General features: G+C 45.4%; 11 protein-coding genes and 2 tRNA genes. 10 read left to right on the plus strand and 3 right to left on the minus strand.

Annotated elements, in window-relative coordinates; genetic code table 11:
* Nucleotides 1-87: 87 nt before the first annotated feature.
* The gene (locus J7545_RS13315; protein ID WP_318699186.1) at nucleotides 88-603 is read right to left on the minus strand and encodes a hypothetical protein; all 516 of its coding nucleotides are present in this window, start codon (nucleotides 601-603) and stop codon (nucleotides 88-90) included.
* 134 nt (nucleotides 604-737) lie between these two features.
* Here J7545_RS13315 and J7545_RS13320 point away from each other — a divergent pair, with 134 nt between their 5' ends.
* Nucleotides 738-860, plus strand: coding sequence for a hypothetical protein (locus J7545_RS13320; RefSeq protein ID WP_318719665.1), 123 nt, complete (start codon nucleotides 738-740; stop codon nucleotides 858-860).
* Nucleotides 861-873: 13 nt separating this feature from the next.
* Here J7545_RS13320 and J7545_RS13325 read toward each other — a convergent pair whose 3' ends face one another.
* Entirely contained in the window at nucleotides 874-1,527 is a 654-nt protein-coding gene (locus J7545_RS13325) for a hypothetical protein (protein ID WP_318699185.1), read from the minus strand.
* A gap of 123 nt (nucleotides 1,528-1,650) precedes the next feature.
* On the opposite strand from J7545_RS13325, the gene J7545_RS13330 reads away from it, so the two are divergent.
* Complete coding sequence (locus tag J7545_RS13330; protein ID WP_318699184.1) at nucleotides 1,651-3,684, plus strand: ATP-binding protein; 2,034 nt, start codon at nucleotides 1,651-1,653, stop codon at nucleotides 3,682-3,684.
* A 21-nt stretch (nucleotides 3,685-3,705) separates the two neighbouring features.
* On the opposite strand, the gene J7545_RS13335 is transcribed toward J7545_RS13330, so the two are convergent.
* On the minus strand, nucleotides 3,706-4,533 hold the full coding sequence (locus J7545_RS13335; RefSeq protein ID WP_318699183.1) for a transglutaminase-like domain-containing protein: 828 nt from the start codon (nucleotides 4,531-4,533) through the stop codon (nucleotides 3,706-3,708).
* Between the two features lie 198 nt (nucleotides 4,534-4,731).
* Between J7545_RS13335 and thrC the strand changes: the two genes are divergently transcribed.
* The 8 genes from thrC (at nucleotide 4,732) to J7545_RS13375 (ending at nucleotide 11,989) form a co-directional block, all read left to right on the plus strand.
* Complete coding sequence (thrC, locus tag J7545_RS13340) at nucleotides 4,732-6,036, plus strand: threonine synthase (protein WP_318699182.1); 1,305 nt, start codon at nucleotides 4,732-4,734, stop codon at nucleotides 6,034-6,036.
* Nucleotides 6,037-6,121: 85 nt separating this feature from the next.
* On the plus strand, nucleotides 6,122-6,397 hold the full coding sequence (locus tag J7545_RS13345) for a MoaD/ThiS family protein (RefSeq protein WP_413038622.1): 276 nt from the start codon (nucleotides 6,122-6,124) through the stop codon (nucleotides 6,395-6,397).
* Between the two features lie 642 nt (nucleotides 6,398-7,039).
* Nucleotides 7,040-7,240: a hypothetical protein gene (locus tag J7545_RS13350; RefSeq protein WP_271940176.1), complete on the plus strand. Its 201-nt coding sequence runs from the start codon at nucleotides 7,040-7,042 to the stop codon at nucleotides 7,238-7,240.
* 534 nt (nucleotides 7,241-7,774) lie between these two features.
* Nucleotides 7,775-7,846, plus strand: a tRNA-Lys gene (locus J7545_RS13355).
* Between the two features lie 103 nt (nucleotides 7,847-7,949).
* Nucleotides 7,950-8,024: transfer RNA gene (locus J7545_RS13360), tRNA-Leu, on the plus strand.
* Nucleotides 8,025-8,341: 317 nt separating this feature from the next.
* Nucleotides 8,342-9,772, plus strand: coding sequence for a vWA domain-containing protein (locus J7545_RS13365; RefSeq protein WP_413038621.1), 1,431 nt, complete (start codon nucleotides 8,342-8,344; stop codon nucleotides 9,770-9,772).
* A 129-nt stretch (nucleotides 9,773-9,901) separates the two neighbouring features.
* The gene (locus tag J7545_RS13370; protein ID WP_318719666.1) at nucleotides 9,902-10,909 is read left to right on the plus strand and encodes a hypothetical protein; all 1,008 of its coding nucleotides are present in this window, start codon (nucleotides 9,902-9,904) and stop codon (nucleotides 10,907-10,909) included.
* Nucleotides 10,910-10,972: 63 nt separating this feature from the next.
* Nucleotides 10,973-11,989, plus strand: coding sequence for a hypothetical protein (locus tag J7545_RS13375; RefSeq protein ID WP_318699178.1), 1,017 nt, complete (start codon nucleotides 10,973-10,975; stop codon nucleotides 11,987-11,989).
* The last annotated feature ends 81 nt before the right edge of the window (nucleotides 11,990-12,070 follow it).

Here is a 12,070-nt window from a genome sequence, read left to right on the forward strand (position 1 = left end):
CCGCAGGACTTGCGGTGTCAGTCTGTGGAGCGAGTGTAAGACCCGATCTGAGTAAATCTGTGAAGGCAACTGCTATGAAGCAGAAACCTAAATTGTGAGGTTTAGGAATCCCCGTGTCTTTAGACCGGGGAGGATGTCAACGTTGTCTTGCCTCTTCTCTTCGTAACTGTTTTTCTTCTTGCCATAGTTCTTGGCTGAAAGCGCTCCAGACCACTTGGTTTTTTCTTTACGGGCATTCGCTTTCATCGTCGTGTATTCTTGGGTGGTAGCCAGAGCGCGTTGGATGGTGGGAGGCTTTCCACTTCCTATGGCGATCGCCTCTTGCCGTTGTATCATCGGTTTCATCTGCATCTCCTCCTCCCCTTCTCCTCCCATTTCCCGTTGCAGAGTGGATGGGGTTTCAGGCGTATGTATGGTTTCTACTACATCTTGCGCCACTCGATCGGCTTGTTGTTCATAGGGATCGTGGGGTTGTCCGATCGCTAATTTGGCTTGTACTCTGGCTGAGTTCCCCAGTCGCTCTAGAGGACTAGATTGCCCACTCCCGCCGGGTTCCCACTCCGGGAGTTCCCTTTGTCTTTTCCTCTGTCTCTTGGGTTGCACGACTGGGGAAGCAGCATACTGAGGGGCCTTTTTTCTGATACGGATGACCGAGAGGAGATTTGGGTTTTGGTTTTGCGGCGGCGAGGACTCATAATGACGATGAAGATAGAGGAGTTTACGTTTTTTTAAGTATTATGATGGTAATCAGAGAAGACTGCAATCTAGATTATGAAAATCTGGAAACCCCTGGCATAACCCCCTCAGAAACTGACGAGACGTTGATTGGGGCGATCGCACTGGGTTACAGGTCGTTTTAGCCGAAAGATTTGTCTAAGTCAACTTAAGAGCTTTGAATTCTTTAGTCTTCTTAAATCTCCCCAAAGGGTCGCTCATGATGTTATTGAATAGTTCTTTCTCAACGCGCTTAAACAAGTTTGGATCGCCTTTATGAGTGCCGAAAATAGAAGTTAATCCAGACTTCACAGATGATGAGTCAGGATTATCTTGTGTATACTGTGTATAGTCGTGTAGAGTTCCCTCCTCTGCCAAATCCTGCAAATCCTGTCTCGTTCCATACGTAAGATTAACCTCACAAGGTGAGCCGGGAAGTATGTAAGTCTGATATATTTCTACTGCCTTTCGTCTGGCAGGTTTTTTCTTATACGCTTGTATTGCTTGATAGCAATCTAGATTTTCCTGACTGAACTCTTTACTTAAAAACTTGTGCAAGGCCTGCCTGCTCTTTTTGCTCTTTAGGATTTTTTCTAGTAATTCCTGGATATTTAGCGGTTGATTGCGTCTCCCAAAAAGCGATCGTTGTATTACACTTGAGTTTCCGTATCCGCCAGGTTGCCATTGCGGTAGCGCCTTTTGCCCTTTCTGTTGCACCTTTGGCTGAAGTCCTGGGGGGCCAGTGAACTGAGGCGAGGGGGTTTCTGGTTGCACGGGGCGAGTTTGGTGTTGTTGGCGGCGGCGAACACTCATAATCTTAGCCAAACTAGATTTTATATCATTGACTATAGCAGTAAAGCCGATCCACCGTGCGATCGAGCGGATAAAGATTTATAACTATGAATGTAACCTCAACTTTGTTGGTAGGATCTCGAATTGGATAATAACTTCAAGGTCATAGACCATCAACCCAAGAATATTAAGGATTGGACGATCGCCACTACATCGAACGACCTTCAAGAGGATATCATTGATTGCCTGGTTGAAGCCATCTCCACCATTCATTCTTTGCTCGATCGCCACATCGCCAACCGGGAGGGTCAAGAAAGTTCTGGTTTTCTCGATCCGCACCAAGACCTTGAAGAAATTTGCCAAGTTCTAGAAGAGTCAGTCACCCTCAGAAGCTTACGTCAAACCTTTGACCTATCCCTATTTGAATGTAGTATTATCCTCTGTTGTGTCGGCCAAGCCATCCATCCTCTTTTTCCCAATCTACTGGCGATCGCCCACAATGATGCGGAACAGAACTATCTTACCTTTCAACTGGCCCTAGCCTGTTTTCCCCAACCCCATTGGGATGCCTTAACTGAAGCTCATCCCCTACGAAAATGGCAACTGATTCATTATGCAGCCAGTCCTGAACTTCCCCGCGCTTCCCTACAAATTGACGAAGCGGTTTTACAATATCTCATGGGAGAATCCTATCACGATCCAATCCTGACAGGAACCATTACTCCCGTTCAAAAATTCACCGCAACAGTTCTGCAACCCTCCTATAAGAGCATCATCCATCAAGCTGTATCGGTGTTTCAAGGGGCTTCAAGGAATCAACCGATTATCCAATTGTGCAATCGAGTCAGGGAGTTACAAAGGGAAATTGCCACCCATATCAGTCAGTATTTACACTTACCCCTCTACCATCTGCCCAGTGACGCTATTCCCAGAGATCGGCAGGACTTGCAACGGTTAGTCATGCGTTGGCAACGCTGGTGTGCCCTTTCACCGAGTTTGTTATTGGTAGAGGTCAATGAATCGGAAACAACAGAAAGCCGCCCCTCACTTCTGTCTCCCTTTTTACAGTCTCTTCAAGTCCCAGTTATCGTCGCCACCGATGAACGGTTGCCCCTCCTCCATACCGTGAACTTTGATGTAGAAGCCTTGCAATATGGAGAACAACTGGAACTGTGGCAAAAGGCATGGCAGGATTATCCAGAAGCTTTAGAGCCATATTTGTCATCCTTAGCAGCTCAATTTCGCTTATCGGCAACGATGATTGAAACCGCAAGTGCTGCCGTGCGATCGCAGCTCGATTTACCTCCTAAAGTAATCAGCGAGAAACTTTGGGAGTTTTGTCGGTTGCAAGCCAGACCGGAATTAGAAGGATTAGCCCAACGCATTAACGTGAAAACCACTTGGGAAGATTTTATCCTTCCAGAGCGGGAAAAATCGATTTTGGAGCAAATTCTCATTCATGTCCGCCGACAGGCGATCGTGTATCAAAATTGGGGGTTTGCGGCGAAAAATCAGCGCGGGTTGGGGTTAACTGCCCTGTTTGCCGGAACCAGTGGCACAGGCAAAACGACGGCGGCTGAAGTATTAGCTCATGAACTGAAATTAGATTTATTTCGCATTGATTTAAGTGCGGTAATGAGCAAGTATATCGGCGAAACCGAGAAGAATTTACGCCGTATTTTTGATGCAGCGGAAAAGGGGGGCGGAATTTTGCTCTTTGATGAAGCGGATGCCCTATTTGGTTCGCGTACAGAAGTTAAAGATAGCCACGATCGCCATGCCAATATTGAAGTCAGTTATTTGTTACAGAGAATGGAAGCCTATCAAGGATTAGCGATTTTAACCAGCAACTTTAAGGATAACTTAGATCGAGCCTTTATCCGTCGCCTGCGATTTATCGTCAATTTCCCCTATCCCAAAGCCCCAGAACGGAGTAAAATTTGGCAGCGCATTTTTCCGAAACAAACACCGACAGAGGGCTTGGATTTTAAGCGCTTGGGGCAATTGGATATTACCGGAGGAAATATTAAATCCATTGCCCTGAATGCGGCTTTTTTGGCCGCTGATGCCCAGAAACCCGTGAAAATGAACCATATTCTGGAAGCGACGAAGATGGAGTATGTAAAATGGGGGCGATCGCTCACTCGTGCTGAAACTCAGGGTTGGGATCTCTCTTGAACTAAGGTTAATTTTGCTCAATTATCCCTGATTGGTGTCCATTTTGGCTAAAATTTGTTGAATCATCAATCTATCTTGAGCTTGGGGGAGATAGTACAAATAGTCTTCTAAATCTTGGGTGGCTAAACTCCAGTTACCTAATTCATAGGAGATTAAACCGCGATCGCGCAATTCCGTAGGCGCTTGGGGAAATAACAATAAAATCCGTTCAATAGCAGCCAAGGCGAGATCGATTTGATGATTGTGCAGATAAATCACTTTCAAGTTCGTCAGCATTCGTGCTAAAAACTGTCGAGGACTGACAGGGGCTAGATATTGAGGCTTTAATTCTATCGGTTGTCCATAAATCTGCGCTAACCGCTTGGCACAATCTTCAGGAAATAAGACTTCTCCTCGATCAAAAGCATCAACAAAAATTCCGACCTCTTCAAAATCAGGACGAATCAAAAAATGACCCGGCATTCCAATGCCCACCATAGGAAATTCTAGCCGTTGGGCAAGTTCTAAATAGACTAAAGCCAGGGTTATAGGAATACCCGTACGTCGGTTGAGGACTTCATTTAAAAAGCTATTGCGCGGATCGTAATAGTCTTCGGTATTCCCCCGAAAACCGAGCTGCCCATACAGATAATCGTTAATCGTTTGGATAATACGCAAGGGATAGCGCTGAGTCGGTAGCTGGCTTTGGATCTCTGCTGCCATGCGATCGAGTTGTTGCAGGTATTCAACCGGGTTGAGTTTTGGATAGGCTTCAGCAGCAATGTAAAGGGCTGCCTTAGCTAGGGAGATGGAGGCTTCTGGTTGCTGTATTTCCTGATAGAACTGTTGTCTGGTTCTAGAAAAGTCCATAATCCAAAATTTATTTTTTTCATTTTGTCCTAGTGTGGCATACCTGCACCCATCTGTTGTCTGAACTCCTTGCTAATTATAGGTTTTGTTAATCCCGATTTTTTTAGTCGGGATTGTTTGACGACCCTTGACCCCCGGTGATACGATGCCAATCGAGGATCAGAACTCGCACGTTAAACAAAGAGGAAGACAAAGCTTATGACCCTTGCCACTGAAACCCTAAATCGGAGTTCCCAGGCTGCCTGTGAAAAGTTAGTCTGTAAAGAGTGCGGCACAACCTATGAACTCGAAGCCAAGCATGTGTGTGAAGAATGTTTTGGCCCCCTAGAAGTAAGTTATAACTACGACCGTTTGCGCCAGCAAGTTAGCCGTGAAACTATTGAAGCCGGCCCCAACTCCATTTGGCGTTATCGTCAGTTCCTTCCTCTACTGAGCGATAACGTGATTGATGTAGGTACGGGGATGACTCCTCTTCTGAAGGCAAATCGGTTAGCACGGCAATTAGGTCTAAAAAATCTTTATATTAAAAATGATGCGGTAAACATGCCCACCCTGAGTTTTAAGGATCGGGTGGTCTCGGTTGCCCTATCGAGAGCGAGAGAATTAGGGTTTTCCACCGTATCTTGTGCGAGTACTGGAAACTTAGCAAATTCTACTGCGGCGATCGCCGCCCATGCCGGCTTAGACTGTTGCGTCTTTATCCCCGCCGATCTCGAAGCCGGTAAAGTATTGGGAACCCTAATCTACAATCCCACCCTCATGGCCGTCAAAGGCAACTACGATCAAGTCAATCGCCTCTGTAGCGAAGTTGCCAACACCTACGGCTGGGGATTCGTCAACATTAACCTGCGCCCCTACTACTCCGAAGGCTCCAAAACTCTAGGCTACGAAGTCGCCGAACAACTCGGTTGGCAACTGCCCGATCATGTAGTTGCTCCCCTAGCCTCCGGTTCCCTCTACACCAAAATTTACAAAGGCTTCCAAGAATTTATCAAAGTCGGCTTAGTCGAAGATAAATCGGTCCGCTTTAGTGGCGCTCAAGCCGAAGGCTGCTCTCCCATCGCCTCCGCGTTCCGGGAAGGACGGGACTTTATCGCCCCAGTCAAACCCAACACGATCGCCAAATCGATCGCCATTGGTAACCCCGCTGATGGAGTCTATGCCCTCGATTTAGCCCGCAAAACCAACGGTAACATCGAATCGGTTACCGATCCTGAAATCATTGACGGCATTAAACTCTTAGCAGAAACCGAAGGCATCTTCACCGAAACCGCAGGCGGAACCACGATCGCCGTCCTCAAAAAACTGGTGGAAGAGGGTAAAATTGACCCCGATGAAACCACCGTCGCCTACATTACTGGCAACGGCTTGAAAACTCAAGAAGCCGTTCAAGGGTATGTTGGCGAACCCCTCACCATCGACGCAAACCTAGATAGCTTTGAGCGGGCAATGGAGAGAGCGCGCACCCTCGATCGCCTAGAATGGCAACAAGTATTGGTCTAAATCCTTAGCCCAATTATCCGTTAAATCTGGAACGGGGAACTTATTTTCCCCGCTATCTCCAAATCACAAACAGAACAATACTGCAATCATGGTTAAAGTTTTAATTCCTACCCCTCTACAAAAATACACCAAGGATGAGGCAACCGTAGAAGTACAAGCAGCCACAGTTGCCGAACTTCTTGACGCTTTAGAAACAAAATGCCCAGGCATTAAAAACCGCATCCGCAAAGAGAGTGGAGAAATGAACCGCTACTTAAATATTTATGTGAAAGAAGAAGACATTCGCTTCTTACAAGGGACTGAAACACCACTCAACGAAGGGGATGAAGTAAGTATCGTCCCCGCAGTCGCTGGCGGCTAATCTTCTTCCGATCTCACGTGCATGAACTCAACTCCATTGTTCCACAGCCTCAAAAGCTGTGGTTTTTTTTTATATAGTGCTTCGCGCAAAAGAACAAGGAATAGGGGGCGTTAACGGCAGACTCAATCTAACTTTGAACTATGCTGGCTATCTTTAAAAACTGCCATTTGATGTATCGGATAGCAGAGGAAACTGCTGTATTATCCCCAATCGATAGCGTCTCACTATACTACATAATGCTTCAAGCCCTTACAGATCAAGCCTTTTAGCTGAAGCAATAGAGCCATACAAAAATTTTTTTGCCATAACCCTTGACAATCATGTATTACGATATGTAGTATGGTGAATGTAGAGGGCAAGGAAGTTAGATGTGTCTCACCTGAAGCCTTGCTGTTGAACCTTGAAAACTGAATAACCGAAATTTTTCTTTAAGGGTTTGTTAATGACTGTTTAGGAGTCAAAAACAGTGTTCCTATTGTATCAACGACTGTCGAAAACAGTCAAGAAAGATTCACCGAACGAATCACACTCTCCGGCTCGGAAAAGCACGCCATCGGAGGGTTTACAAACCAAAACTCAACTTATATCCATCTATTTTTTAGAACGTCGATTTCTTTTGTAATCCCCAAAGGAGGTGTCAAGATGGTACATATTCGATTTGAAGGACGCTCCTATGATGTGACTGAAACCCAACTAGAAATTAACGGTAGTATGAATGATACAGTCCTCAAGGATCGAATTGCACGTCATCTTGAAGTTGGAGTTTATCGCTTAAATGACTATGTTATCGATCGCCGCCCTAGTGGTGACATTATTATCCGTCCTGAAGCGGTTTATGGGTAAAGCTTAAATCCGCTCAACTCCTGAACCGCACGCTTTGGACAATCTACTCCCAAACAAGAATCGCCAGAGGTGAACCATGAACGCACCAAACTGTAACGAAATTTGTCCCTGGGTTCGCAATACCCAAAACCTAGATCACTACGTTTGCCTCAAGTGCGGTCAGGAGCGTTTTTTAAACAAAATCCAATCGAAGAAACCTCCATTAGGGTTACTCGTTCTGATGCTAATGGCCATCGTTCTAACGATCTTTGTTCAAGAAGGGAAAACCCCTGAACAACCAGCACTCCAACTGGACGCACTCAGCACCCCTTGAAAAACAAGATTTAGAGGGATCTAACTGTACCGTACCCCAACAGGTTCAGCATACATAAATGGTGTCTCTTAAAAAGACAATGTGGGTTCGATTCCCACCATCCGCCCTTCATCTTGGCGGATGTCGCTCAATGGTAGAGCAACAAAACAAATATTGCTGAGTTGACTTGTACGGTACAGCCTTGAGGAATAAATTCACACCGCGCCCTAACTCGAAAAGCTTACATATTAGCTCATTGGTAGAGCATTCGACTCTTAATCGACTGGTAGCAGGTTCAAATCCTGTATATGTGCCCCAACGCTTTTTGTGACTTGCGCGGTGTGATCTTTATTCCTTCCCTGTTGACAGACTTACAAAATACAAAAATTCTCATTTCGCGCCCCCACTCATCAAGCTTACATACTAGCCCAATGGAAAAGGCGCTTGATTTAGGCTCAAGAAAATGCGGGTTCGATTCCCGTGTATGACCCAACAGCTTGTTAAACTTGCGCGAAATGACCTTTTTTTCTTAACTCTCTGATTGAATGAGAATCATGTCCAAAAAATTATTGTTAATTATTAATTACAACCGCGCCCCAACTTAAGTCGCCTACATACTTCTCCACCAACTAAACCGGTGCGTACTTGGAGTGGTACGCTGCGAGCCTGAACCGATATTAGCAGGCAGAAAAAGCGATTTGAACTTGTGCGGTAATCTTATTCTTAGAAACCCGGTTTCTAGCCACCAGTTTATACGAAGTACCTAGAAAAGTTTATCTTATATGTCTAGGAGATGAACCATGGCAAAAGTGAAAAACGCAGAACAAGATCTGCGTTTGGAGATGCTCAACTCCTTGCTCACCACTCCCCACCGGAAATTGCAAGAAGTGGCTGAACTCCATGATCTTTTAGTTCAACTTGACCCGATTTTTTATGGTCACTTGGCCGTATGGTATCAGCACAATGGGGATGTGCGCGACCATAAGGAAGTATTTGTGGGTTCTTTGCTCACGAGCCAACTGCCCGAACACCGTAGCGCTGGCTTTGTGATGTTGCAACAGTTCCCACCTTACCAAGTAGCGCGGGTGGTGGACTTTATGAAGCAATTTCAAAATAAAGTACCTCGGTGTGCGCGGACGGCAGTGACTCGCTATCTGCGCAAGCGGGAAGGCAACCCAAAACTATTTGATCGCGCGGCTCTGCGAGGTCGAAAAGCGATGAAGCATCTGTATGCTACCTTGCACATTAAGCCCAATGAACGGGCGAATGCGGTGTTGTTTAAGGATAATCCGCCAGAGGATAGTTTAGCGTTTGCCCTCAAGCAAGTGGCAAAGGCGGCAACTCCCGCAGAGCAAGCGCAACTGATTGTGAAGCATGGTATTCCCTATACTATTGCGATTGGTGCGGTAAATCAAGTTACGCCGACGGTGTTGGTGGCACTGATTCATTCTATGTCGCCTCAAGAGACGATCAACAACTTGAACTCTCTGAAACAACGGGGAGCGATGGATCATCCGGAGGTGAAGGCGCTGATTGATGAGAAGCTCGAAGCGGCACAAAACGCGAATCGAGTTTCAGCACTGAAGGCGCAGGTAGCATCGGATGCTACGGAACTGGATGTGGAAACGATCGCGAAGCTAGAGGCGATCGCCAACACCCAAGTGAAGAAACGGGGCAGCATTGTTAAACCGACGGCTTTACTTGTGGACAAGTCCGGCTCTATGCATCGCGCGATCGAAGTCGGTAAGCAGCTTGCTGCCTTGATTTCCGGCATTACCACGGCTGATTTATTTGTCTACGCTTTTGATACCGTCCCCTATGCCGTCAAAGCCCAAGGCAAAGAACTCACCGACTGGGAAAAAGCCTTTAAGCACATTAACGCTGGGGGTGGAACCAGTATCGGCTGTGGGGTGGAAGCCATGCGGCGCAACCGTCAACGGGTAGAACAAATCATCTTGGTGACTGACGAAGGAGAAAACAGCTCTCCCTACTTTGTGGATGCTTTGGATTACTATCGTCAAACCATGCAGATTCTCCCCAATGTAATTATTGTGCGGGTGAACTCTAGCTATAACTGGGTGGAAACGCAGTTAAAGAAAAATAAGATGCCTGTAGAAACCTTTACCTTTAAAGGCGACTACTACTCTCTACCCAACCTAGTACCTCTGTTGTCTCGTCCCTCTCGGTTAGAGCTGTTGATGGAAATCCTCGAAACTGCTCTACCGGTGCGTCAAGATTGAATTAAAACCTCCCTATTCACTGGGGAGGTTTTTTTATGTTGTTATGATATTTTGTAACATTTACTTTCTGTTCCTTAAATTACCGTGATAAAGTAGCCATAAGTGATTCAATTTGCCTAAGTCACGGTTATGCAAGAATTTGGATTAACTCCATCCCAAACCCAACTGATGTATAGCTTAGAGTACAATTTGGTACTCACAGATATTAAACTAGAGGACGATAAAAACAAAAAGCGGTTAAAGATCATTTGGCTGGAAAAATGGCGAGATTCCATGAATCTTATCTTGCAAAATCAGAAACCGACTAATCTCTCTACAGACATTGTAGAACTAATAACTAATTTTGACAACTTGAAAGTCAAGGCTAGAGAACAAGCCCAAGAAGTTGAACATAAATTTTCACTCTATTTGATTTTATTAGAATTAACTCTATTTGCCCCCTATTATCCTATCATTGGAGAGGCGAGGGATGGGCAGTTCAAGGGTTTAAAGTTTACAAATTCAAACCTGATTGAAGATCAGCTTAAATCCTTTGCCCAACTGTTGAATCTAGATCCCCAATGTGTTAAACGCTTTCAATCTCACCACAAAGAAGCGGTTGACGGGATTAAGGGAGGATTTAATCCCTGGATTACGGGAGCAGTCGGAGCTGTGGTTTTAGCCGCAGTTGCTGCATTGGGAACGCCCATTATTGCGGGTATTCTTGCCCCCATTATTGCCCCTGGTTTGTCAGGAGCGGCGGCAGTTTCTTCGGTATTGGCGTTTTTAGGTGGAGGGGCGATCGCCGCCGGAGGCTTCGGAATGGCAGGTGGTGCTGCTGTTATTGCCGGTGGTGGAGCTATCTTGGGCGCAGGTTCAGGAGTAGGCTTGGGGTCATTATTTGCCCAATCTCCCACCACTGCGATTAATGAAGCCGCCAAATTAGAAGTGGTAATGAAAGAGCTAATTTTTATCCAGAAAGATATCCGGTTAGCTCAAGAAATTATCAAAGAACAACGGCAAGGCATTCGCGCTCTAGAAGATGAACGAGATGAATTAATGTACAATAAAAAAGAGAATGAGGAGAAAATCCAGAAATTAGAAGAAGCCTTGGATTACTTGAAACGAGCCTTACAGCGCAACCAAGATTTATTGTGATTCTATGATTTCAATCCATAGGATTTGAAATTAACTGATTACCCATTCCCAGCGCCTAGACCCATGTCAGACTTATTTAACTTCAAAGATGATTTTTCTGCATCCCACCAGAAAATGTCAGGTATTCATCATGATTTCAATGCGCTTCGCCAGATTCAACAGCAAGAATCAAAACATTTAGAGCGTCTCCAGAAAGACATGAAAGACATCGCCGACATTTTAGGGGTTTCAGTCGATGAAATTTCATCCCAAAATTCCCCCAAGTCTCCCTCTCTTAAGTCCGCCAGTTGGGACGATCAATTTTTCCTCAATAATCCTCTGGTTTCCCTGGAAGAGCGGATTAAACAAGAGGTATTGAAAAAAACAGATTTATTACCGCGTCTGTCTCAACTCGATTATGCAGTGGTGGGGATAACCGGTTTGGTAGCAACGCTCCTGGATTTTTTCGTAGTAGCCATTCCCAAAGATATCAATTATTTGGGCAAATATCAGCAAAAAGGCAGTCAATTTACAGGATGGTTGAGAACGTTGGGAATGGACAATGGAAAGTTACACCCATTTCTGAAATGGTGTGAAAAAGTCTGTAAGGTTCCCTATGATAAAAGTATTTGCTCCGATATTCCCGGATTAACGCCCAAAACCCATCGCTTACTGAGTTTAGGTCATGACCCCCTATTCGGGTTGATTTTTGGCATATTTGATATCTTAAATGGTTCCCTGACGGCGTTTGATGTCCAAGGAAACCTAAAAATTATTCAAACCTGGAATATGGCTGGGGAGAATAAAATTTTTTCTCCCTTAATTTGGTTGGGACATATTGTTTCAGATCTGTGTACATCAAAGGGAATTCCAGTTCCCGGATGGGGGTTTACTCAGCTCTTGCAATTTGGCTCAATTGGTTCCAAGAATATGACGATCGCCCAAACAGCCAACTGGATGTATGTGAATGGCTACGAGTTGCGCCATTTATTGACCCTTTCGATGCCCGTGGCGGCGATCGATCTGGTGATTCGCAGCTATCATTACCCCTCTTCTGTCACTCTCCGAAAAGCTAAAGCTTTTCGGAATCGTAGAGTGTAGACAAGGCAGGCGATCGCGCCATTTTTTCTGCATATCAATTCCCAAGAGTATGCATATGGGCAAAAATGAGATCGCCACACC

This window comes from Roseofilum sp. SBFL, assembly GCF_017746885.1.
Classification (GTDB): domain Bacteria; phylum Cyanobacteriota; class Cyanobacteriia; order Cyanobacteriales; family Desertifilaceae; genus Roseofilum.